The 24,157-nt window shown below is 58.7% G+C and carries 17 protein-coding genes and 1 riboswitch; of the genes, 7 read left to right on the plus strand and 10 right to left on the minus strand.

What is annotated here, in order from left to right; genetic code table 11:
* Positions 1–53: 53 nt before the first annotated feature.
* The 4 genes from V6P94_RS14305 to V6P94_RS14320 form a co-directional block, all read right to left on the minus strand.
* On the minus strand, positions 54–479 hold the full coding sequence (locus V6P94_RS14305) for a cobalamin biosynthesis protein (protein WP_133076872.1): 426 nt from the start codon (positions 477–479) through the stop codon (positions 54–56).
* Positions 476–1,177, minus strand: coding sequence for a CbtA family protein (locus tag V6P94_RS14310; RefSeq protein ID WP_133076871.1), 702 nt, complete (start codon positions 1,175–1,177; stop codon positions 476–478). Before V6P94_RS14310 ends, V6P94_RS14305 begins: the two co-directional genes overlap by 4 nt.
* 11 nt (positions 1,178–1,188) lie before the next feature.
* Positions 1,189–1,377 (minus strand): CbtB-domain containing protein, encoded by a 189-nt coding sequence (locus V6P94_RS14315; RefSeq protein ID WP_019827274.1) that lies wholly within the window; start codon positions 1,375–1,377, stop codon positions 1,189–1,191.
* A 96-nt stretch (positions 1,378–1,473) separates the two neighbouring features.
* A riboswitch (cobalamin riboswitch) is annotated at positions 1,474–1,685 on the minus strand.
* Between the two features lie 134 nt (positions 1,686–1,819).
* Positions 1,820–2,182, minus strand: coding sequence for a response regulator (locus V6P94_RS14320; RefSeq protein ID WP_338647212.1), 363 nt, complete (start codon positions 2,180–2,182; stop codon positions 1,820–1,822).
* A gap of 175 nt (positions 2,183–2,357) precedes the next feature.
* Here V6P94_RS14320 and V6P94_RS14325 point away from each other — a divergent pair, with 175 nt between their 5' ends.
* The 5 genes from V6P94_RS14325 to V6P94_RS14345 all read left to right on the plus strand — a co-directional run bounded on the left by V6P94_RS14325 (position 2,358) and on the right by V6P94_RS14345 (position 8,886).
* A complete protein-coding gene (locus tag V6P94_RS14325) occupies positions 2,358–5,834 on the plus strand; it encodes a response regulator (protein WP_133076869.1) in 3,477 nt (1,158 codons plus the stop codon).
* A complete protein-coding gene (locus tag V6P94_RS14330) occupies positions 5,835–6,650 on the plus strand; it encodes a protein-glutamate O-methyltransferase CheR (RefSeq protein ID WP_133076868.1) in 816 nt (271 codons plus the stop codon).
* Entirely contained in the window at positions 6,647–7,255 is a 609-nt protein-coding gene (locus V6P94_RS14335) for a chemotaxis protein CheB (RefSeq protein ID WP_133076867.1), read from the plus strand. Before V6P94_RS14330 ends, V6P94_RS14335 begins: the two co-directional genes overlap by 4 nt.
* Entirely contained in the window at positions 7,246–8,442 is a 1,197-nt protein-coding gene (locus V6P94_RS14340; protein WP_133076866.1) for an ATP-binding protein, read from the plus strand. The genes V6P94_RS14335 and V6P94_RS14340 overlap by 10 nt, the downstream gene beginning before the upstream one ends.
* Before the next feature lie 66 nt (positions 8,443–8,508).
* Positions 8,509–8,886 carry a response regulator gene (locus V6P94_RS14345; RefSeq protein WP_003445176.1) on the plus strand — a complete coding sequence of 126 codons (378 nt, stop codon included), beginning with the start codon at positions 8,509–8,511 and terminating at the stop codon, positions 8,884–8,886.
* A gap of 110 nt (positions 8,887–8,996) precedes the next feature.
* Here V6P94_RS14345 and V6P94_RS14350 read toward each other — a convergent pair whose 3' ends face one another.
* The 6 genes from V6P94_RS14350 to V6P94_RS14375 all read right to left on the minus strand — a co-directional run bounded on the left by V6P94_RS14350 (position 8,997) and on the right by V6P94_RS14375 (position 20,021).
* Positions 8,997–10,052, minus strand: a complete 1,056-nt coding sequence (locus tag V6P94_RS14350; protein WP_133076864.1) for a tetratricopeptide repeat protein — start codon at positions 10,050–10,052, stop codon at positions 8,997–8,999.
* A 94-nt stretch (positions 10,053–10,146) separates the two neighbouring features.
* Positions 10,147–11,142: an IS110 family transposase gene (locus tag V6P94_RS14355; RefSeq protein ID WP_153400687.1), complete on the minus strand. Its 996-nt coding sequence runs from the start codon at positions 11,140–11,142 to the stop codon at positions 10,147–10,149.
* A gap of 454 nt (positions 11,143–11,596) precedes the next feature.
* Positions 11,597–13,006 (minus strand): efflux transporter outer membrane subunit, encoded by a 1,410-nt coding sequence (locus V6P94_RS14360; protein WP_219263054.1) that lies wholly within the window; start codon positions 13,004–13,006, stop codon positions 11,597–11,599.
* Positions 13,003–16,182, minus strand: a complete 3,180-nt coding sequence (locus V6P94_RS14365; protein WP_133076862.1) for an efflux RND transporter permease subunit — start codon at positions 16,180–16,182, stop codon at positions 13,003–13,005. The genes V6P94_RS14360 and V6P94_RS14365 overlap by 4 nt, the downstream gene beginning before the upstream one ends.
* A gap of 15 nt (positions 16,183–16,197) precedes the next feature.
* Complete coding sequence (mexE, locus tag V6P94_RS14370; RefSeq protein WP_326397954.1) at positions 16,198–17,442, minus strand: multidrug efflux RND transporter periplasmic adaptor subunit MexE; 1,245 nt, start codon at positions 17,440–17,442, stop codon at positions 16,198–16,200.
* A gap of 389 nt (positions 17,443–17,831) precedes the next feature.
* On the minus strand, positions 17,832–20,021 hold the full coding sequence (locus V6P94_RS14375; RefSeq protein WP_133076860.1) for a TonB-dependent siderophore receptor: 2,190 nt from the start codon (positions 20,019–20,021) through the stop codon (positions 17,832–17,834).
* 158 nt (positions 20,022–20,179) lie between these two features.
* Between V6P94_RS14375 and V6P94_RS14380 the strand changes: the two genes are divergently transcribed.
* Both V6P94_RS14380 and mtlD read left to right on the plus strand, forming a co-directional pair.
* Positions 20,180–21,523, plus strand: coding sequence for a hypothetical protein (locus V6P94_RS14380; RefSeq protein WP_338647230.1), 1,344 nt, complete (start codon positions 20,180–20,182; stop codon positions 21,521–21,523).
* Positions 21,524–22,023: 500 nt separating this feature from the next.
* The gene (gene mtlD, locus V6P94_RS14385) at positions 22,024–24,144 is read left to right on the plus strand and encodes a bifunctional mannitol-1-phosphate dehydrogenase/phosphatase (protein ID WP_133076859.1); all 2,121 of its coding nucleotides are present in this window, start codon (positions 22,024–22,026) and stop codon (positions 24,142–24,144) included.
* The last annotated feature ends 13 nt before the right edge of the window (positions 24,145–24,157 follow it).

Genomic DNA, 24,157 nt, shown 5'->3' on the forward strand with positions numbered 1-24,157 from the left:
GAAGGGGTTGAGATAGAGCTGTTCTTGAACAACGCTCATAGTGAGGCGGGGGATTATCGCGGGTTTTGCTCGAAACAGGCCAACGCAAAGGTGGCGCCGGGTGATTTTTGTCGCGTAATCAGCAAGGTAGCGGGTGCGCCGGCGAACCGCTCGGCCAGGGCCAGCGCAGCACTTTCGGCAATCCCGAAACACCCGGTTTTCTCGAACACAAGGTTCGACCGGTGACTCAGCTGAGGGGCGTACGGGGCAAGCTGTTGCGCACTGAAGACCTCAAGCTCCAGTTCCAGTCGAGCTGCCAGTTGCAGCAGTCCGGGTTCCTGGCGCTTGAGATCGACACTGGCCAGGGCACGGACCGCATTCAGCGGGATCCCGGCCCGGGCCAGAGAGCGTTCGATCAGACTCAACAGCTCTGCCGCGGTGCAATCCTGGCGACAGCCCAGGCCAATCACCAGGATTGGCGCTGTGCCGGTTGCCGTCATGCCGAGTACTGGCCTTCAGACTTGCGGCGAAACAGCCAGGCGCTGATCACGCCCAGGGCCAGCCAAAAGGCGAAGTTGGTCAGTTGCGAAGCAATCTTGAACTGCGACTCCAGCTCGGCCGGGGCCAGGCTTGAATGCACCAGTGGCTGGGGTGCGCCAAAAATATGCGGAACCACCAGAATCGCCACGCCCAGCACTTTCAGCGCCCAGTGCTTGCCAAATACCATCAGTGCGATGGCCACTGCGGTCGAAGCTGCGGTGCTGACCCACCAGATTTGACGCTGCAGCAAATCTGCCGCTGCAGTGCCCGGCAACTCGGGTGGCAGGCCCAGGGTCGGCGCCAGGCAGAACACCGCATAACCGGCAAGGCCCCAGAGCAGGCCCTGGGAAGTGCGCGTCGGGGCACGCAAGGTGTAAAGGCCGGCCAGCATCAAGGCAAAACCCACAGCAACCACCAGATTGCCGCCCGTGGTAGACAGCACGCGCTGCCAGCCATCTTCCGGCTCCCAGGCCTCGGCGTCGTGCTCGTGGGCTGGCATGGCCATGTCGGCATGCTCGTGCACTTCAGTGGCAGCAGGTTTTTCGTAGGTTTCGGCCTGCAAAATGAGTGGCGACACCCACAGGCTTTGCAGCAGGGTCAGCAGCAGGGCGGCCAGCAAGCCGGTGAAGCCTGCGGTTTGGGCGATACGCTTAATCATGGCAGGCAGTCTCAATGGCACGGGAAGGCGGAGCTGTGACGGGTGTCATGGGCCGCATTGTGAACCGCATCGATATGGGAGAACCCGGCGAAGTAAACGAGAAAAGCCCCCAGTACCGCAGCACCGACAGCCGCCACAATGCGTTGGCTTTGGGTGGCAGTGGTCGCGGCGGAATGGGTACGGCTGGTGCTGATAGACATGGCGCTTGCCTCAGGTCGGACGACGGGCAGCAAAGCGCAAGAAAACCCCGCGAACGAAGCCCGCAGGGTTTAACAGCGCCCGCCCACCGCGGGTTTGTTATTGAAAAATAACCAGGCCGGTCTCCGGGCTTGCGAGGGGCTCAAGGGTTGAGCCTGCAAACATCTCCTTCCCATGCACTCGGCACAGTGGATTTGATGTTTCTCTCGCTTACCGTTGCGGGGGCAGCGCCGGACTTGCCAGGACTAACGCCTGACGCACCGGTTTCCCGTTTCACCCTGTGAAGGGCACCTGATACAAGATGTGTAGGAAACCACAGCCCAGGAGAGTCGTCAATTTAAAGGGGGGGGTGTAGTCGCTGCCGCAGGCTGCGATAAGGGCCGCAGGACCTTCAAAAAGCGGGGCCGCTACGCAGCCCTCGCAGCCTGCGGCAGCGACTACACGTCAGGCGGTCAGCAGGCTTTTGACTTTGTCGCGCAACTGATCAATGGAGAAAGGTTTGCCAATCACCGCCATGCCTTCTGCGACCTCAAGGGTTTCGGCATAGCCGCTGGCAAACAGGATGGGCATTTTCTCGCGCATTTGGCGGGCCTTGGCTGCCAGCTCCCGGCCGTCCATGCCCGGCAACCCGACGTCGGTCATCAGCAGGTCAATGGGCTGGGCCGCATTCTCCAGCAGTTCCATGGCCTGCTCGCTGCCGTCTGCTTCAAGCACGCTGAAGTCCAGTTCTTGGAGCACGTCTACGATCAGCATCCGAACAATGGCGTCGTCTTCGACCACCAGGATGGTGGAGGGTGTAGCGGACATAATCATGATCTCGATAAAAAATGTAAGCGTGGGTCTCGCTGCAGCAAGGATAGCCTTGCCCAGCATTTGAATGTGCCTCTTTGTACGAAAATGTTCATTGTTGGGTAAGAAAATAGAACTATTGCTCGGTAATCCGGCAAACTCCAGTTTTTTAAGACTGCCCACAGGCCTGAAAATGAACTCACCTGTATCAATTGATGAGCGAAGCTTTCGCAAGCTTCTGAGTCGCAACGTTGGCTTGCCCCTGGCTGTCGGCGTGCTCAGTGCCGCGTTATTCGTGATCATGGTCAGCTATTTGTTATCAGTGATCAGGTGGGTGGAGCACAGCGACCGGGTTATCAGTAATACCAACGACGCCGTGCGGCTGACGGTGGATCTTGAAAGCGGCATGCGCGGGTTCCTGATTACCGGCGATGAGCATTTTCTGGACCCCTATGCCGTCGCCAAGCCGCAAATTGCGCTCCAGTTGAAGGGGTTGCAGGAGCTGGTCAGCGACAACCCGCAGCAGGTCGACCGGCTGAAACGCCTTGAGGCGCTGCAAAATGAGTGGAATGCCTACGCCCAGTCGATGGTCGATCTGCGCCGTCAGGACGGTGATTACCGTGCGGCCATACAGGCGGGGCGGGGCAAGCGCCTGGCGGACGAAATTCGCAAAGAATATCAAGACTTCATTCAGATGGAGCAGCAGCTGCGAGTGGCTCGCAGCGAAGAGGTCAGTCGTACAACGATCATCAGTATTGGCCTGTACCTGATTTTCGTACTGGGTTTGAGCGGCTTTTTGGCCTATATCGGTCGTCGCGATTTACTTGAACTTTCAAAGAGTTACAACAATGCCTTCGAGTCGCAGATCAAGACTGCTCAGCGTCTGGAACAACAGGCCTGGTTGCGCAACGGCCAGACCGAGCTGGCTGAACAGGTGCTGGGGCGCCTGACGCTCAACATGTTGGGCCACAACATCCTGCAGTTCTGTGCCCAGTACCTGGGATCCGTGGTGGCGGCCGTCTATGTGCGTGAAGATCACGGCGATCTCAAGCGTGTGGCCAGTTATGGGTTTTCCCGCGAGCAAGAGGCGCAGGGCCAACTGATTCGCAACGGCGAAGGGATTATCGGGCAGGCAGTCAAGCAGGATAAGTTGATTCGACTGGACAACGTACCCGCCGACTATTTCTCCAAAGTCAGCTCCGGGCTGGGCGAAGGCAGCCCGCGCAGTGTGCTGGTGGTGCCCACCAGTGATGATGATCGCGTCAACGGGGTCATTGAGCTGGGCTTCCTCAGGCCCCTGAGCGAGCGGGACGTAGAGCTGTTCGAATTGATCGCCGACAACATCGGCATGTCGATTGAAGCGGCGCGCTATCGCCAGCGCCTGCAAGAGGTGCTGGCCGAAACCCAGCAGCTCAATGAGCAACTGCAGGTGCAGCAGGAGGAACTCAAGACCGCCAACGAGGAACTCGAAGAGCAGTCGCGCATTCTCAAAGAGTCCCAGACCAGCCTCGAAACCCAGCAGGCCGAGCTGGAGCAGACCAACGAAGAGTTGGCCGGCCAGCGGGATGCAATGGACCGCAAGAACACCGAACTCAACCAGGCCCAGGTGCAACTTGAAGAACGGGCTGAAGAGCTGCAACGCTCCAGCAAGTACAAGTCCGAATTCCTGGCCAACATGTCCCACGAGCTGCGCACGCCGCTGAACAGCTCCTTGATCCTGGCCAAGTTGCTGTCCGAAAACCCGCAGCAGAACCTCAGCGCAGAACAGGTCAAGTTTGCCGAGTCTATTTACTCGGCGGGCAATGACCTGCTTAACCTGATCAACGACATCCTGGACATTTCCAAGGTAGAAGCCGGCAAGCTCGAAGTGCGCCCCGAGCACACCAGCGTGGCACGGGTGGTCGAAGGGTTGCGCAACATGTTCCAGCCGCTGGCGGGCGACAAGTCCCTGGGCTTTGAGGTCCAGTTGCAGCCCGGCACGCCGCCCATGATCTACACCGACAGCCAGCGTCTGGAGCAGATCCTCAAGAATTTGCTGTCCAACGCGGTCAAGTTCACGGAGCAAGGCCAGGTCAGCCTGACGGTATCCTGTCAGCCGGGCGAAGGGATTGCCTTTACCGTGAGCGATTCCGGGATCGGCATTTCCGAGGAGCAACAAGACTCCATCTTCGAAGCTTTCCGTCAGGCCGACGGCACCACCAACCGCCGCTATGGCGGCACAGGGCTGGGCCTGTCGATCTCCCGTGATCTGGCGACATTGCTGGGCGGTTCGATCGATGTCAGCAGCGAGCCGGGCAAGGGCAGTATCTTTACCCTGATCCTGCCGCAGCAGTATGTGGAGCACGGCGAAGAACCCGTGCAACTGCCTGTTGGCCCCGCGCCACGGGTTGCAGTGCGGGTACCTGAGCCCCGGCCGCTGCTTGCCGTTGAGTCTGCGGCGGTGATTGAGCGCTTCATGGATGACCGCGAGCAGGCGCCATTTACCACGCGCTGTATTTTGGTGATTGAAGATGAGCCAAACTTTGCGCAGATCCTCTTCGATCTTGCACATGAATTGGGCTATCGCTGCCTGGTTGCCCATGGTGCGGACGAAGGTTTCAGCCTCGCGGTGCAGTTCATTCCCGATGCAATCCTGCTGGACATCCGCTTGCCGGACCATCCGGGGCTCACGGTGTTGCAGCGCCTGAAGGCTATGGCGTCGACGCGGCATATACCGGTTCACGTGATTTCCGCTGAAGACCGGGTTGAGGCCGCGATGCACATGGGGGCGGTGGGGTACGCCTTGAAGCCGACGACCCGTGAAGAGCTGAGAAATGTGTTCGCTCGCCTGGAGGCCAAGCTGACGCAGAAGGTCAAGCGGGTGCTGCTGGTCGAGGATGATGACTTGCAGCGCGACAGCATTGCCCGCCTGATCGGCGACGATGACATCGAGATCACCGCGGTCGGCTATGCCCAGGAGGCGCTCGACCTGCTGCGCACCACTGTTTACGACTGCATGATCATCGACCTCAAGTTGCCCGACATGCTGGGCAACGACCTGCTCAAGCGCATGTCGACCGAAGATATCTGCTCGTTCCCGCCGGTGATCGTCTACACCGGGCGCAATCTGACCCGGGATGAAGAAGCCGAGCTGCGCAAGTATTCGCGCTCCATCATCATCAAGGGCGCCCGCTCACCCGAGCGGTTGCTCGATGAAGTGACATTATTTCTGCACAAAGTCGAATCTCAGTTGTCCCATGATCGGCAAACGATGCTCAAGACCGCTCGCAGCCGCGACAAGGTGTTCGAGGGCCGCAAGATTTTGCTGGTGGATGACGATGTACGAAACATCTTTGCCCTGACCAGTGCGCTGGAGCAGAAGGGCGCGATTGTGGTCATCGGTCGCAATGGACGCGAAGCCATCGAGCGCCTGGACGAAGTGGAAGATATCGACCTGGTGTTGATGGACGTGATGATGCCCGAGATGGATGGCTACGAAGCGACCGTCGAAATCCGCAAAAACCCGCGCTGGCGCAAGCTGCCGATCATTGCGGTCACGGCCAAGGCAATGAAGGACGATCAGGAGCGCTGCCTGCAGGCAGGTTCCAATGACTACCTGGCCAAACCGATTGATCTGGATCGACTGTTTTCGTTGATCCGGGTCTGGCTACCGAAAATGGAACGACTCTAAGTGCAACGAAACACTGACATCGAGTTAAGGCTGCTGATCGAAGCGATCTATCTCAAATACAGTTATGACTTTCGCGATTACTCCGGCGCCTCGATCAAGCGCCGGGTCAATCATGCATTGCGTCAGTTTGACTGCAGCACCATTTCGGCCCTTCAGGAGCGCATCCTCCATGACCCGACGGCCTTTATGCAGTTGCTGCAGTTCCTGACCATTCCAGTGAGCGAGATGTTTCGCGACCCGGAGCATTTTCTGGCCATTCGCCAGGAGGTGGTGCCGATCCTCAAGACCTACCCGTCGCTCAAGATCTGGATTGCGGGGTGCAGCACCGGCGAGGAGGTGTATTCAATGGCCATCCTGTTGCGTGAAGAAGGCCTGCTGGATCGCACCATCATCTATGCGACCGATATCAATCCGCGCTCTCTGGAAAAGGCCAAGCAGGGGATTTTCTCCCTGGACAATATCCGGACCTATACCCACAACTACCAAAAGGCCGGTGGTCAGCGTTCGTTTGCCGATTACTACACCGCCGCCTATGACTACGCGATTTTTGACAAGACGCTGCGCGAGAACGTGACCTTCGCCGATCACAGCCTGGCGACGGATAGCGTGTTCTCAGAAACCAATTTAATTTCATGCCGTAACGTATTGATTTATTTCAATAAAAATCTTCAAAACAGAGCCTTTGGTCTGTTCGAGGAATCGTTGTGTCATCGCGGATTTCTGATGCTTGGAAGCAAGGAGACGCTGGATTTTTCGGACTACAGCAAACAGTTTTCCCCCGTGCTCAAGCAAGAACGGATCTACCGCAAGCTATGAAAAACCATGACCGTTACCTGACCGATCCCAGACCTGTCGAGGCGGTGGTGATCGGTGCGTCTGCGGGCGGGGTTGAAGCGTTGCTGACTATTTTTTCCGAGCTCAAGCCTGGCTTCCGGCTGCCGATTATCGTGGTGCTGCACTTGCCTGAAGAGCGACGCAGCCAGTTGGCCGAGGTGTTTGCCCGGCGCTTGCCATTGGCGGTCAGGGAGGTTCAGGACAAACAGCCGATTGTGCCGGGCACCCTGTACTTTGCAGGTCCCGGGTATCACGTTTCGATTGAGCAGGATCACAGTTTTTCCTTGAGCCAGGAGGAGCCGGTGCATTACTCGCGACCTGCCATTGACTACCTGTTCGAATCCGCAGCCGATGTGTATCAACAGCGTCTGGCTGCCATTTTGCTGACGGGCGCCAATCGGGATGGTGCCCAGGGGCTGAGCGTGGTCCAGCAGTCGGGCGGTCTGACCATTGTGCAGGATCCTGACGAGGCACAGGTTGCAACCATGCCCCGTGCGGCACTGGACCTTTTTCAACCGGATTGCATTCTTCCATTGCGCGGCATTGGCCGTCTGCTTGTCGAGCTGGAACATAGCCAATGCTACTAAACGAAATTCAAGCCAAGCTGCTGATCGTCGATGACCTGCCGGAAAACCTGCTGGCGCTCGAAGCACTGATCAAGCGCGAAGATCGCATTGTGTACAAGGCCTTGTCTGCGGATGAGGCGCTGTCGTTGCTGTTGCAGCATGAGTTTGCGATGGCCATTCTTGACGTGCAAATGCCCGGCATGAACGGTTTTGAACTGGCCGAGCTGATGCGCGGCACCGCCAAGACCAAAAACATCCCCATCGTGTTTGTCAGTGCCGCAGGGCGCGAGATGAACTATGCCTTCAAGGGCTATGAAAGCGGTGCGGTGGACTTTCTGCACAAACCGCTGGATATCCACGCGGTCAAAAGCAAGGTCAATGTCTTCGTCGAGCTTTATCGCCAGAGCAAGGCCATGAAGCAGCAGGTCGAGGCCCTGGAGCAGAGCCGTCGCGAGCAGGAGACTTTGCTTGCGCAGTTGCAACTGACCCAGGTCGAGCTTGAGCGCGCGGTGCGCATGCGTGACGACTTTATGTCGATCGTCTCCCATGAGGTGCGCACGCCGCTCAACGGGCTGATCCTGGAAACCCAGTTGCGCAAGATGCACCTGGCCCGCGACAACGCGGCGGCGTTCACCCTGGAAAAGATGCACGCCATGGTCGATCGTGATGAGCGCCAGATCCAGAGCCTGATCCGCCTGATCGAAGACATGCTCGACGTGTCGCGTATCCGCACCGGCAAGCTGTCGATCAGGCCTGCCGAGTTTGATTTGGCCCGTACAGTCGGGCAATTGCTGGAGAATTTCACGGCCCAGATCAGCGCTGCGCAATCGAGTGTCAGCTTCACTGCACAAAAACCCGTAGTGGGGCAGTGGGACGAGTTCAGAATTGAGCAAGTGATTTCCAATCTGCTGACCAATGCCTTGCGTTACGGTGCTAAAAAGCCCATTGATGTGTCTGTTTACATAGACGGCGATCAAGCTGTGGTGGATGTGCGCGATCAGGGCATCGGCATCAGCCAGGAAAACCAGCAGCGGGTGTTCCAGCAATTTGAGCGGGTTTCAGCCAGTCAGGTGGCTGCCGGGCTTGGTTTGGGGTTGTTTATCTCGGAACAGATTGTCGCGGCACACAGCGGCACCATCAGCGTGCAGAGCGAACTGGGTGAGGGCGCCTTGTTCAGGGTTTGCCTGCCGCTTGCACAAAAGACTTAAACTCGGCGCAACCTATGACCGCGCTCGGGGTCATACTGGCAGCGACGGCATGAATTAAGGTTTCCCATGAGTGAAGATGCGCAAGATGTTGTTTTGATTGTCGAAGATGACCCCTCGATCCTGATGGTCCTCAGCGCCTACCTGTCCGGCGAAGGCTACCGGGTATTGCAGGCCGAAAACGGCGAACAGGCGTTCGAGATTCTGGCGAGCAAGCCGCATCTGGACCTTATGGTGACCGACTTCCGCCTGCCGGGCGGAATTTCCGGGGTGCAGATTGCCGAGCCAGCGTTGAAGCTGCGGCCTGACCTGAAAGTTATTTTTATCAGCGGCTACCCTGCCGAGATCCGTGATACGGGCAGCCCGATCACCTTGACGGCGCCGATCCTGGCCAAGCCGTTCGACCTCGATACCCTGCAAGAGCAGATCCAGAAACTATTGGCCTGAATGCCCAAATCTTGTGGGAGCGGGCTTGCTCGCGATGCAGGCGACTCGGTCATTCAGCCAGACCGACGTGATGCCATCGCGAGCAAGCCCGCTCCCACAGGTGATATGAATCACAAACCCTGCTGCAACGACGGGTCATCAGGGTTCATCTGCTCAAGCTGCGCCAGCAGCACCTGCACATTCTGCAATTGCCCGGCTTCTTTCCAGTAGCCGATCAGCAATACGCGCGCCTTGCGATTGGCCGGTTGGCGTTGCAGCAGCTCTTCGAGCTGGCGTTGCGCGGCTTCAAGCTGGTCCAGGTCATGGAGGGCGGTCGCCAGCTTGTACCGGTAATCACTGTTGTCCGGTTCCAGCTCAACGGCCTTGGCCAGGCCCAGAAGGGCGTATTCCGTCTGGCCATGGTTAAGCAGCCAGATCCCCAGGGCATGTTGCAGGTACGCGGAATCGGGATGGGCTTCAAGCTGCCTGGCCAGCATCTGTCGCGCCTGCTCGGCCTTGCCGCGTTTTTCCAGAAGCTCGACCTGCGCGACGACTGCCTTGAGGTTGTCCGGGTCCAGGCGGGTGACTTGCTCCAGTGCGGCCTGGGCTTCGTCCAGTTGACCTTCGTGCAAATACAGACGGGCGAGTTGACCCTGTGCCTGCGGGTCGTCGGGCCTGGTTTTGAGGTCGCGCTCGAATTCGTCGATCACTTGCTGCAACGGGCCGAAGTACAGCCCCTGTTCGTCGGGCGACAGGCCGAGCAGGGCATTGGCGGCGGCAAAGCGCACGCTCTGTTCGGTGTCATCCAGTAGCGGGCCCAGCAGTAACGTGCGCTGGGCGTTGGGCACCAGGCCGACAATGCTCTGGATCGCGGCTATGCGTACCAGGGGCGAGGGGTTATGCAAGTCAGCGTCTGCCAGTTTCAGTGCCAGCGGGCTTGGGTAATTGGGCAGCTCGGCATGCAGGCTGGCGCGCCGGGTATCCGACAAGTCCTTGCGGGCCAGTTGCTGATAGAGCACACGGGCGGCGCCGGGCTTGCCGTTTTGGGCCATGTCCAGGGCGATGGAGAATCGTTGACTGACGGATTGCGTGGGAACGGCTGGATCAGGGCGCATCGAATACCAAAGACCGGCAGCGATAAGCGCTGACAGAAAGCTGATTGCGAGGTAGCGGCGAGGCTGGGTCATCCAATATCCAGAAGCATGCGTGCGTATGGGGTGCAAGAGTGGGTGAGTCGGGGGCTGGAGTCAAACGCAGACCCTGTAGATACTCTGTTGCAGGTCAAGCTTTCGATAGGTGTTTTTCATCGAAAAGCTTGGCCGTATCAAAAGGCTCACCGCTGCGGATGCATGCCCAAATACCTGTCAGATATTTGCGCATGATTGCCCCAATTGCCTGCATCTTCTTCTTACCTCGGCCGACCAGTCCTTCATAGAACGCCTTAACAATGGGGTCACAACGCAGCGCGCTCAATGCGGGCATGAACGTCGCCGCGCGCAAGTAGGCATTCCCGGCCTTACTCATCCGGCCAGGCTTGTTCAAACTCGTTCCTGACTGCGTCAGACGCACGTCCAATCCTGCATAGCGGCTCACCTGGTTCGATTTCAACGTCGACGGCAAGGTCACCAACTCGGCCAGCATCGCAATAGCCGAAGCCTCTCCGATGCCAGGCCCTGCAATCATGCATTTGTAGCTTCTGCTCAGGTTCGGGCTTTCGAGAATCAGTTCAAGTGCGGCCTTGCGGAAGCGCTCAATGCGCTTGTCCAAGGCGTCGATGGCATCCTCTTCGTCCTCGATCAGCATCGACGACGTACTTTCGGTTGCCTTGAGTGCGTGCAACTCATTTTTGGCCTGCGTGCGGCGGCCGGTCAGGCGGTTCAAATGTCGTCCCAAGGCACGCAGTTCCAGCATTTGCGCGGTTGGCGCAGTCCATACCCGCGGCGTCATACGCTCGGCATACTCGGCCAGCAATTGAGCATCGATTTTGTCGGTTTTGCTGTTAGCCAGCATGATCTTGGCAAAGTTATGTGCACTTTTCGGGTTGATCACCGCCACGGGTAAGCCGGCGTTGGTCAGCTTGACGGCCAAGTCCAGGTAATAGACGCCGGTGGCCTCCATGACGATCAGCTCCGGCTTCAGGCTGAGCAACTTTTTCACCGCCAATGAGTGGCCTTTGGCGCTCTGTTCGATGGTCCAGTTTCCAACGACGTTTCCATCTTTACGCCACGCCATAGGCGCAGTTCGAGAGCCAATATCTACACCAACGACGAGAGCCATGTGTTCCACCTCAACGAAAAAAAGTAGAATGCTTCCGGTTCCCCGACCTCGCACTTCATGCCATCACAACCTTGTAATACGAAGTCCGACTTGTCGGCTTCTGGTTACTCTTCGTGGTAGGCAATGAGGCGGGGGGCCTCTCTACAGACAAGGTCAGGAGCAAATCCTGCCTTAAGCAGCTATCGGCCTCCCCGAAACGCTTTTTGTACACGCCCCGGCATTTTCTTGGGCACCGGGAAAACATACAAGCAGCTGCCGAAGGCTGCGTTCGGCGGCGTAGCCGTCGCAAAATCAGACACTTCGGTGTGTCAGTCAACCCCGGTTGCCAGGGTTTACGACGACTGCGTCGCCGAACGCAGCCTTCGGCAGCTACTACGGGTAAAAAAAGCCCCGCGACCGAATGAGCGCGGGGCTAAAAATTGGTTGGTTGCGGCCAACCAAAGGAGCTCTTGAATCAGTGTGCGCTGGCGACGGTCTCGGCTTGCCAGCCACCACCCAGTGCTTTGTAAATCGCTACTACGCCGCGATACAGCTCAACCTCGGCCTGGGCCTGGCTGTCTTCTGCGGCCAGGCGCTCCCGTTGGGCGTCGAGCAGCACCAGAAAGTCCACCGTGCCTTCGCGATAGCGAATAGCAGCCAGATCCGCTGCGATCCGGCTGGATTCGCTTTGACGAATCAACGAGACCAGACGTTGCTGGCGCTTGCCGTAATCGCTGAATGCGTTTTCGGACTCTTCCAGCGCCAACAGCACCTGCTGCTCGTAACTGGCCAGTGCGCCATCAGCCTCTGCACCGGCACCGCGCAGACGCGCACGCACGCTGCCCAGGTCAAACGCCGGCCAGGTAATGCGCGGGCCCAGCGCCCAGGCATTGGCTGCAGCCGAGCCTATTTGCGAGCCGCGTCCGGCGGTAAAACCGAGAAAACCACTCAGGCTGACCCGAGGGAACAAATCGGCCTTGGCCACCCCGATCCGGGCAGTGGCGGCTGCCAGCTTGCGCTCGGCACTCAGGATGTCGGGCCGGCGCTGCAGCAAATCGCCGGGGTTGCCGATGTTCAGTGCCTTGGCAATGGCCGGCAACTGCGCCGGGCTCAAGTCAACGCTGAGCTGCTCAGGGCGCTGGCCCAGCAGAGTGGCGATGCGATTGCGCTCACGCACCTGCTCGGCCTGCAGTTGCGGCACGCTGGCCTCAACCGCGGCCAGGCGGGCGTCGGCACGCATGACGTCCAGTTGATCGCCAACACCTGCGTCACGCAGGCTTTCGGTAATCGCCTTGGAGTCCTGCTGGTTCTTCAAGTTGGCCAGGGCAATCCGCTCACGCAGTTGGGCGCCGCGCAATTCACCGTAGGCATCCACCAGTTCGGCAATCATGGTCACTTGCAGCTGGTAGAGATCCGCTGCAGCCACTTGCTCGTCGGCGTCGCTGGCCTCCAATTCACGCTGGATACGACCAAACAGGTCGACTTCCCAGGCCATGTCCAGGCCCAGGTCATAGCGTTCACTGTTGACCCGCTTTTCGGTCTGGCCCGGAATCTGGCCCTTGCCGACATCGCTGCTGGCACGGCTGGTGATGGTCGGCATGATGTCATTGCTGACGTCATCACGAATCGCCCGGGCTGCCCGCAGGCGGGCAAAGGCCACGCGCAACTCGCGGTTGCCGGCCAGTGACTGAGTCACCAGCTGGTTGAGGGTCGGGTCGTCGAACTGCTGCCACCAGATCCCTTCAAAATGCGCCCGGTCAAAGCCCTTCAGGTTATCGGCACTGATATGGGCAGGCTCTGTGGCCGGGGTCTTGTAGTCCGGGCCTACGGCGCAAGCGCTCAAGGCCAGCACCAACAGACTCGGCAGAAAAACTTTCACGCTCATTGTTGCGACTCCAGCTTGAGGTGCTTGGCCGCTTTGCGCGCTTCACTGCGCTCCACATAACGGCGGATCAAGACATAGAACACAGGCGTCAGCAGCAGGCCGAAGAAGGTCACCCCGAGCATCCCGGAGAACACCGCAACACCCATGGCGTGGCGCATTTCTGCACCTGCACCGCTGGACAGCACCAGAGGCACCACGCCCATGATGAAAGCGAAAGAGGTCATCAGGATCGGCCGCAGACGCAGGCGGCAGGCTTCAAGTACCGCATCCAGCGGGCTCATGCCTTCTTCCTGTTTGTCCTTGGCAAACTCCACAATCAAGATCGCGTTCTTGCACGCCAACCCCACCAGGACGATCAATCCGATCTGGGTGAAGATGTTGTTGTCACCCCCCGACAGAATCACACCGGTAATGGCTGACAGCAGGGTCATGGGCACAATCAGGATCACCGCCAGTGGCAGGCTCCAGCTTTCGTATTGGGCGGCCAGTACCAGGAACGCCAGCAGAACACAGAGCGGGAACACGAACAGCGCGGTATTGCCCGAGAGGATTTGCTGATACGTCAGCTCCGTCCACTCGAAGGTCATGCCGTTGGGCAGCTCTTCCTTCAGCAGTTTTTCCATCGCTGCTTCTGCCTGGCCCGAGCTGTAGCCCGGTGCCGCGCCGCCGTTGATTTCTGCGGTGACAAAGCCGTTGTAGTGCATCACGCGATCGGGCCCGGCGGTATCGCTGACCTTGATAAAGGTCGCCAGCGGGATCATCTCGCCCTTGTTGTTACGCACTTTCAGCTGGCCGATCTGCTCGGGCTCCAGGCGGAACTGCTGCTCGGCTTGCACGTTGACCTGATAAGTACGACCGAAGCGGTTGAAATCGTTGGCATACAGCGAACCCAGATAGATTTGCAGGGTGTCGAAGATGTCGCTGATGGCCACGCCGTGGGTCTTGGCTTTTTCACGGTCGATGGCAGCATCGACTTGCGGTACGTTGACCTGATAGCTGGTGAACAACCCGGCCAGTTCCGGCACGCTGCGGCTCTTGGTGATCACGTTCTGCACTTCTTTGTACAGCTCGTCATAGCCCAGACCTGCGCGGTCCTCGACTTGCAGGCGGAAACCGCCAATGGTGCCCAGCCCCTGTACCGGAGGCGGCGGGAAGATGGCGATGTAGGCTTCCTGGATGTCGGCAAACTCTGCGTTCAACGTGGCGGCAATGGCAGCGGCGGACTGGCTCGGGTCTTTGCGTTGATCAAAGTCCTTGAGCGCAACAAACACGATGCCGCTGTTCGGGCTGTTGGTGAAGCCGTTGATCGACAGGCCAGGGAAGGCGATCGAGTTGGCAACGCCAGGCTGCTTGAGGGCCAGCTCCGACATGCGCTTGATCACTTCTTCACTGCGATCCAGGCTTGCAGCGTCCGGCAGTTGCGCGAAGGCCACCAGGTATTGCTTGTCTTGCGGCGGTACAAAGCCGGTCGGCGTGTGGGCAAAACCTGCCCAGGTCAGCGCCATCAGGCCTGCATACACCAGCATGGCGATACCGCTGCCACGAATGATCCGGCGCACCGTGCCCACATAGCCGTTACTGGCCTTGACGAAGAAACGGTTGAACGGACCAAACAGCCAGCTGCCGAACAGGCGATCCAGCACGCGGGTAAAGCGGTCTTTGGGTGCGTGATGCCCTTTGAGCAATACCGCGGCCAGTGCCGGGGACAGCGTCAGCGAGTTAAAGGCCGAGATGACTGTGGAAATGGCAATGGTCAGGGCGAACTGCTTATAGAACTGGCCGGTCAGGCCCGAGATAAATGCAGCCGGAATAAACACCGCGCACAGCACCAGGGCAGTGGCGATGATCGGGCCGGTCACTTCGCGCATGGCCCGCTTGGTAGCGTCCACGGGGTTGAGCCCCAGCTCGATATTTCGCTCGACGTTTTCCACCACCACAATCGCATCGTCCACCACGATCCCGATGGCTAGTACCAGACCGAACAGCGACAACGCGTTGAGCGAAAAGCCAAACATGTGCATCACTGCGAACGTACCGATCAGCGATACAGGCACAGCGACCAGCGGGATAATCGAAGCGCGCCAGGTTTGCAGAAACAGGATAACAACCAGTACAACCAGGATCAGTGCTTCAAACAGGGTATGGACCACCGCCTCAATCGAACCACGAACGAAGATCGTCGGGTCGTAGACAATGTCGAAGTCCATGCCTTCGGGGAAGCCCTTCTTCAGCTCGGCCATCTTGGCGCGAACGTCATTGGAGATCTGGATCGCATTGGAGCCGGGGCGCTGGAAGATCGGGATCGCCACCGCCGGCTGGTTGTTCAGCAGCGAGCGCAGCGCGTACTGGCTGGAGCCCAGTTCGATCCTGGCAATGTCTTTGAGGCGAGTGATCTGGCCATCATCCCCTGCGCGGATGATGATGTTTTCGAACTCTTCTTCAGTGACCAGACGGCCCTGGGTGTTGACCGACAGCTGGAAGCTGGACGCATTGGGGGCAGGCGGAGCACCCAGGGCACCGGCGGCGACCTGACGGTTCTGTTCGCGGATGGCCGTCACCACATCGGTGGCGGTCAGGTTGCGCGACGCGGTTTTGTTGGGATCAAGCCATACCCGCAGCGAGTAGTCACCCATGCCGAACATCTGCACATCGCCGATACCGTTGAGCCGCGCCAGTTCATCCTTGATGTTGAGGATGGCGTAGTTGGACAGGTACAGCATGTCGTAGCGCTGGTCCGGTGAGGTCAAGTGCACAACCATGGTCAGGTCGGGCGATGCCTTGTCCACCGTAATACCGATGCGCGTCACTTCCTCGGGCAGCTTGGGCTGGGTGCGGGTCACCCGGTTTTGCACCTGCACCTGGGCGTTGTCCAGGTCAGTGCCCAGGGCAAAGGTGATGGTCAGGGTGATCTTGCCGTCAGCGGTGGACTGCGAAGACATGTACAGCATGTTTTCAACACCGGTGATGGCCTGCTCCAGTGGCGCAGCGACGGTTTCGCCGATCACTTTGGGGTTGGCGCCGGGGAAGTTGGCGCGCACGACAACGGTAGGCGGGACCACTTCCGGGTATTCACTGATCGGCAACTGGAACAGCGAAATGCCGCCCGCAATCAAAATCAGCAAGGAAAGCACAGCGGCGAAAATCGGCCGCTGAATGAAGAACTGGGAAAAATTCATCGGAGTTATCGTCCCTTAACCGCGAGGAGTCGCGACACTGGCCAACTTCGGCGCGCCAGGGGCGGGCTTGATTTGAGGCAGGTTGCTGGCTTCCAGGGCTTGTCGTTGTTGTGCCAGAGCGGCGAGGGTCTGCTCGTTGGCCATCGGGATCACTTCAGGGGCTACCGGCGAACCGGGGCGCACTTTCTGCAAGCCCTTGACGATGATCGTGTCGTCCTTGCTCAGGCCGCTGCGAACAATGCGCAAGCCTTCGATTTTCGGACCCAGATCCACGGCACGGTAGACCGACTTGTTGTCGGCTCCCATCACCAGCACGAACTTTTTGCCCAGGTCGGTACCGACTGCTTCTTCATTGATCAGCACGGCGGAGTAGGTGCCGCTGCCTACCAGCTTGAGGCGTGCATACAGCCCTGGCGTGAAGTTGCCGTCGGCGTTGTCGAACACCGCGCGACCACGGATGGTGCCCGTCTGCGGGTTGACCTGGTTGTCGACGAAGTTCATCTGGCCCAGGTGCGGGTTGCCGTCTTCGTTGGACAGGCCGAGATAGACCGGGGTGCTCTGGCCGCGTTGACCCTGACGGGCAAGCTGGTTGTATTTGAGGAACACGCGCTCGTCGGCATCGAAGTAGGCGTACACCTTGTCGGTAGACACCACGCTGGTCAGTGGCGTGACATCAGCGGTGACGATGTTGCCCGCGGTGATGTCGGCACGGCTGACGCGGCCACTGATTGGCGAGGTTACGCGGGTAAAGCTCAGGTTGAGCTTTGCCAGGTCCAGTTGCGCCTGGATGGCAGCGACACCGGCACGTGCAGCCTGGGCTGCGGTGCTGCGTGAGTCGGCCAGTTCAGCGGAGATCGCATTGCTCTGGCGCAGGCGCTCACCGCGCTGGGCTTCATTTTCGGTGCGGGTGGCGTTGGCGCGGGCTTGTTGCACTTCGGCTTCAAGGCGGCGGACTTCAGCCTGGAAGGGGCGAGGGTCGATCTGGAACAGCAGGTCGCCCTTTTTCACCAGGGCGCCCTCGTTAAAGGCGACCTGATCAATCTGGCCCGACACGCGTGGACGTATTTCGACTGTTTCCGGAGCTTCAAGGCGACCGGTGAACTCGTCCCATTCATTGACCGGCTGTTCAAGCACCTTGGCCACACTGACTTTTGCAGCGGGAGCAGGAGCAGTCGCGTCCGGGGTTTTGCCGCATGCACTCATCACCACGATGGCCAAAGCCGCGAGTGGGAAGCGCAAATGTTTAAGTGACTGTTCCATGAGGGGGAGTCCGCCAATCTATTGAGATGGGCGGATAATGCTGGCGCGCGTGCCGGGGAACGAATCGAACCCAGCGAAGATCAATATCATCCGGAATGATACAAAGCGTAACCAAGCCCTCTAGCCTGCGCTTTTTGTTAGGGGGCTATCAATTAAATTTTGCTTAATGTTGTTGCGAGTAGTTGCGGCTACGAATCTGTAGTCGCTGACGAGCCGTGCGAGGCTGCGTCCGGCTGCGGAGCAGTCGTAAAGTCGGCTTCCACGGTTAATCAGGCAAACCGCGTGTACTGGTTTTGCGACCGCTGCGCGCTCGATCGCAGCCTCGTTCTACTCGTCAACGCCTACAAAAAGCCGGGCAGGGGCTAAGCCCGGGACTAACGAAACCAACCCTAGAAATTGATCGAAGCACTCAGTCTTGCCGTCAACGGCGCCCCCTGGAACACATAGTTGTCGCCCATGTATTCCCCCACATCCCGCCAGTAGCGCTTGTCGAACAGGTTATCGACCGTCAGGCGAAAGACGGTGTCGTAACCGTCGATACGGGTGCTGTAGCGGCTGCCGATATTGAAAATGGCGTAAGCATCAGCCTGGGTCTGACCCAATTGGCTGGCGTATTTCTTGCCGCTGTATTGAACGCCGCCGAGCAGTGCCAGGCCATCGATCCAGGGCAGGGCGTAATCACCATGAAGGCTGGCGCGCAGGGTAGGGACGTTGATGGTTTGATGGCCCTCATAGTCCGGTGTCCCGCTACCCGTGACCCTTGACCGGATCGCCGCCACACTCGCACCCACCTGCAGGCGTTCGCTGGCCCAGCCGTTGGCTGCCAGCTCCAGCCCGGTGTTCTTTTGTTGCCCCTGTTGTACGAAGATGAATGAGCCGTCGCTCTGGGGCTCGGAGTACTGGTATGCCTGGCGGATCTGAAACAGCGTGGCGCTCAGGCTGATGCGCTGCCAGTCATACTTGATCCCGGCTTCGATCTGCCGCGATACGGTGGGTGGCAGGATTTCAGGGGAATTAGTCGCAAACCACGGCGCCGCGCCGCCCAGGGACAGGCCCTTGCTGTAGCGCGTATACAGCGTCATGTTTTGCACCGGTTTGTAGATCAGCGCGGCCTGGGGCAGGAACTCATAGCGCTGGGTGTGCCGGGTGGTGTCGCCATTGCTGTCGAAAGTCCTTTCGTCCAGACGCACTTCGCGCCCGCCGATCATGGTCTGCCACTGCTCGTTAAAGCTGATCAGGTCATTGAAAAACACCTCGTACTGGCGACTGTCCAGGCGGCGATAGCTGTCTTTGACGGGACCCTGGTAGCGCGCAAATTGCTCCGGTTCGCTATCAATATTGCCGGTGCCGATCATTTCGTTGATCAACTCGCGCTGATCGACCACGCGTCGAAAGGCACTGGTGCCCACTGTCAGCTCGTGGCCGATGCTGGCGGTATCAAACTTGCCGCTAAGTGCCGCCTGAACTTCATCGTTGCGCCGGGTATCGTCGGGGCTTCGGAAGTCATAGATGTCGTAATTGCCTTCAGGGCTGAAGTAATTGGGTACTGGCGCGCTGGAGCAACTGGCGGAGCCATAGCAGCCCCAGGCAAACGAACTGTAATCGTCAATCACCACCTTGCTGCGCGATGCACTGAGGCTACCCTTCCAGCTGTCACTGAAGCGGTACTCAAAGTTGCCGTTGATATTGAGCGAGTCAATGGTCACCGGCTTGGAGCCGCTCTGGTGTGCCAGCAGTTTTTTCGGGGAGGCGTGGTGCGGCAGCTCGGTGCCGCCGAGCAATTGATAGCCCGGAACCGAACGCTGTTCCTTGTTTTGATACTCCACGTCCAGTTGCAGCAGCGCATCGGGGCTGATGTTCCAGTCGAATGCCACGGATGCAAAATCACGCTGGCCATTGGCGTGTTCGACCCAGGAGTGAATATCTTCGTGGGCGACGTTGGCGCGCAGGCCGAACTGCTGTTCGCTGCCGAACCAACCACCCACATCGGCGGCCAGATAACCGCTGCCGCGGTCGTCGGTCGAGACAGTGACCGAACGCACATCGGCTGCGCGCTTGGTCACGTAATTGACCACACCGCCGGGCTCCGAAACCCCGCTTTGCAAGCCCGAAAGCCCTTTGAGCAACTCCACCTGCTGCTTGTTTTCCAGCCCGACATTTTGCTCGCCGGTGATGGTGCGGCCATTGATCTTGTAGCTGCTGGCCGAATTGAGCGAGAAACCGCGCACCACGAAATTCTCGTAATAGCCGACCGGGGCATAACTCTCGCCCACGGAGGCATCATTTTTCAGCACATCACTGAGCAGGCGGGCTTGTTGATCTTCAATCAACGCATCGGTAAACACCGAGATCGCTGCGGGGGTGTCGAGCAATGGCGCCGCTTCAAAACCACCCACCCAGGCGTTGTCTGCCTGGTAAGCCCCGTTATCCTCGGCGGTGACGGCAGTGGCAGGCAGTTCGGTTCGGGCTGCGTGTGCCGCAGGCATGGCGCTGCCCAGCAGCACGCCTAGGCTGAGCAAACCGAACCGCAACCGCGGATCGGCCCCAGTCTGGTTGAACGTGCGGTAAAGCCTTTTCATGCACAACTCCTGAACGATGGACAGGCGTGGCAGTGATGCCTGTTTAACAAACGCGCCATCATACAGATCCGCTGAGAAACGCACCGTTGTGATGCATTTGCCAGGCCCGAAGCGTACAGCCGGGTCTTTTATGTTGACATAATTTGTGGTAAAATATGGTGGACAATAATTTAATTCGCGAGCTGAATGGTCGCCCTTCGGCAAATTTTGCGTCTTCTACCATGAAAACATGTAATAAAGTGCAGTCACCCGCTGGTGCATTGGCAAGCTTTTTATTGTGTGGGTTTCTGCTCTTTCTAACAGTGTTTTTTGCCCCCCAAGCTCAAGCATTGACGGCTGAGATCACTGCTGTTTTCAACCCCGATCCGGGCAACCCTCAGGTCAACCAGTTCAAAAACACCACGCCTAATTCCGGTATTTGCGCCATCTACCCCGGTACATGTATTCCCAGGGGTTACTTCAGCATCGGTTTAACTGGGCTCGATGCAATTTCACAGAGACCGATTCTGGCTAACCACGCCAATGTCAGAGACGGTGCGATGTTCAAGGTCCCGGCCGAACCGAGGCCCGTTCAAGTGACCAGCTCCCGTGGGCAGGTGGCGCAGGTGCAGTTTTCCATTTCGGCCCTGGCTGGAACCAACTGGACCCGTGACGTCAGGCTGATGACTGGCATACCGACATCCAGTGCAACTACCGCTCAGAGCCATCTTTGGGGCGGGTTCCAGTGGGGTTGGAGTTCGCCAGCGGCTTGCCCGCGGGGGGCTGCGATGGGGCCTTCTTACACGGCCGGCAATTTCTTTTGGTTTACGCCGCAGCCCGTGCCCTGTGGCGTTTCTCCGGCGTATGAGATCGACAATCTGCGAATGGCCAATATCAGCGTGTCGTACCTGATGACCGCACCTGATCCTCTGCGAATGGAAACGGGCACTTATCGTGGCTCGATCACCTATTCTGTGGGGCCGGGCGGGGACTTCGATTTCGGCGACAATCTGCTCCCCACCGACACCAGTGTCACCCTCAATTTCACCCTGGACGTTCAACACACCCTCAGGTTTCAGTTTCCGGCCAACAGCAGTCGTATTGAGCTGATACCTGGCGGCGGCTGGCAGCAATGGTTGAACCAGGGGCGTCGGCCGCAAAGGCTCTGGGCTGATCAGGGTTTCAACATCTCGTCGTCTACCCCGTTCAGCATGGCGCTGCAATGCGAATACCTGGTGGGCACCCTGTGCGGGATACGAAACCCAACGGGTCACACGGTGGTAGTCGAAACTCGATTGACACTGCCAAATGGCTTGCGCGACGCCTCGGATCAACCGGTGAACCGCCAACTGCTAAGCACCACGCCTGCCGTCTATTCCCCCAGCTACTACGTAGATAACGGTCAAGCGAAACTGCACTTTGAAGTGCCCCAGGATCAGATGCAAAGCATGCTCAATGATCATTCGGGCAGCACGTACAGAGGCACCATCACGGTTATTTCAGACAGCGAAATCAATTTTTAGTGAGGCAATCGTGGAGCAGGCGCAGAGGGGCTCGCAATGGCATCAGCCATCCTTGCGAGCTGACGCCAACCTTGATTTAGACGCGCTACATGGGTTATAGCTAAAAAGGTATCCAATCGCATTACAGGAAATTTCAACGCCCTTATGGATGGAATCACACGTATCAATCGCCGGTTCGGCTCACACTTCGCATCCCTGATTGCGAGTTGTGGGCCTCACGTCAAATGCTGCAGTCATGCAGTCACAGGGTTTGTTTCCCGCCTTCTTGCACACACCGCATTACCTCTGCTCAGGCCCTGCTTTCCGGGCAACTGCGCCAACTGGCGCCATTGTTACGTCCCCCCACCTGATTATTGCTGACCACTCGCCGTTCCGGTGCGCTCACGCCCCGCTTTCAATGGTGCGTCCTGCTGCCCGGCATTTGTATTTGAAACCACTTTTTGATCCGAAGCGTTTCAGCGAGCGAAGCCAAAAGCCTCGCCTTACAAGGAGCTGTGCTCATGATTTATTTTCAGGGTAAACGAATTTTCAGTGCCATCTTCGATATGGACGGCACCATGTTTGACACCGAGCGCTTGCGCTTTAAAACCCTCAAACAGGCAGCCCTCGAGATTCACGGCACGCCGCTCAGTGAAGAAACACTGATGGGGTCACTGGGCTTGAGCGCCAAAAAAGCCGAGGCGCTGGCCAAGGCCAATCACGGCGAAGACTTCCCGTATGCGCAAGTCCGCCAGCGTGCCGATGAGCTTGAACTGGCCCATGTGCGCAATCAGGGCGTGCCGATCAAGGACGGCCTGCTGGAAGTGCTGGAGCGTTTGCGCAAGTACGGTCTGACCATGGCCGTGGCCACGTCGAGTCGCCGGGCCATCGCCGAGGAATACCTGATCAATGCCAACGTGCTCAAGTATTTCGACGTCACGGTGTGTGGCGATGAAGTTAGCCAGGGCAAACCCCACCCCGAGATATTCCTCAAGGCGGCCAGTGCCCTGAATTGCCTGCCACAGCATTGCCTGATGCTGGAGGATTCGGAAAACGGCCTGCTGTCGGCGATCCGCGCCGACGGGCAGCCGATCCTGATCGAAGACATCAAGCCTCCGGCACCCGAGGTCAAGGCCGGAGCACTCATGGCGTACCAGACCATGCACGGTTTTCTGGGTGACCTGAATGAGTGCATGCCCGACCTGGGCACCCCGGCGCTGACCGAGAGCTTCCCGCCGACACTCAACCAGTTCAGTGCCGGGATTCATGGTTTTGGCGCGATGGGAGGTGGCTACCTGACGCAAATTTTCTCCCACTGGGATGGCTACACGCGCCCCTGCGAGATCATCGCCGCCACCCGCTCGCGGATGCTGCGCGAGACCATCCAGGCGTTTGGCCGCTTCAGCGTGCGCTACACCGCCACGTCCTTCGACCAGACCATCGACAACCTCAGCATGATCGACATGGATGACGCCGAAGCGGTGATCCGGATGTACGACGTGGCGGAAATTGTCGGGTTGAGCCTTCCGGAAACGGCGATCCGCAAGCAGGCGGGGGTGATTGCCAAGGGCCTGATCCGTCGCTACGAACGCCGGGGTCGGGAGTTGACGATCCTGATCGTGCTGAACAAGGTCGGCGGTGCGGACTTTGTGCGCCGGCATGTGCAGGCGCAACTCGAACTGCTGGTTTCCCCCCAGCTGTGCCAACAGATTCTGGACAACACCCATTTCGTCGAGACAGTGGTCAGTCGCATCGTCTCCAAATTGTCCAACGAAGCCCTGGTGCGCCAGTTGCGGATCAAGTCGAAGATATTCCAGAACAGCTTGAGTGACGAGGTCGATACCCCGAAGGCCGAAACCCGCACACCGGTGCCCGAATATGAGCGCCTGATCAGTCGCTTTCGACCTTTTGCCCAGTCCAGTAACGCCCTGAGCCAGTTGCACCTGATCCTGTTCAACAGCGAGCCGGACATGCCCCTGTATGCGCAGCGGTGCAGCAACCTGCTTGAGCGATTGCGCCAGGTGAAGACGGTGGACGACATCACCCAGACCCAGGTGATCAAGAATCTGCTATGGAATGGTCCCCACGCGATCATTGCCTGGTACGCCAGCCTGCTCGGGTATTCGTGGTTGGGGCAGGGCATGGGCGATCCCCGTGTGAGTGCGTTGGCCCGGCGCTTGATCGGCGAGGCTGTCGGCCCGGCCCTGGTGGCCGAAAACCCCCATATGGCGGACGCCGTGGCCGGCTTTTCGGCTACCTTTCTGGAGCGTTGCAACACCTCCTTCAAGGATCCCTGTGCCCGTGTAGGGCGTGACCCGCTGCGTAAACTGCAACGCAACGAGCGGATTTTTCGCAGTATCGATCTGGCCAAAAAACACGGGATCGACAGCAGCGCCCTGGAGTACGGCACAGCGCTGGCGCTGCACTATGCCCTGGGCGCAATCGACAGCAAGGATCAGGAGTGCCAGCAGATGCGCCGGCTGTATCAGGACAGCGCCAGCATCGAGGCGGTACTGACCTGGACCGGCAACTACCACGGCCAACCCTACTCGGGGCTGGATCCGGTCACTGATGCTGCATTGATCGAGGCCATTGCCGGGCACTTTCACCAGATTGGGCAAGAGCTGCGGCTCAGTGCTTAGGGTGTAAGTCCAG

The organism is Pseudomonas sp. ML2-2023-3 (assembly GCF_037055275.1).
Classification (GTDB): domain Bacteria; phylum Pseudomonadota; class Gammaproteobacteria; order Pseudomonadales; family Pseudomonadaceae; genus Aquipseudomonas.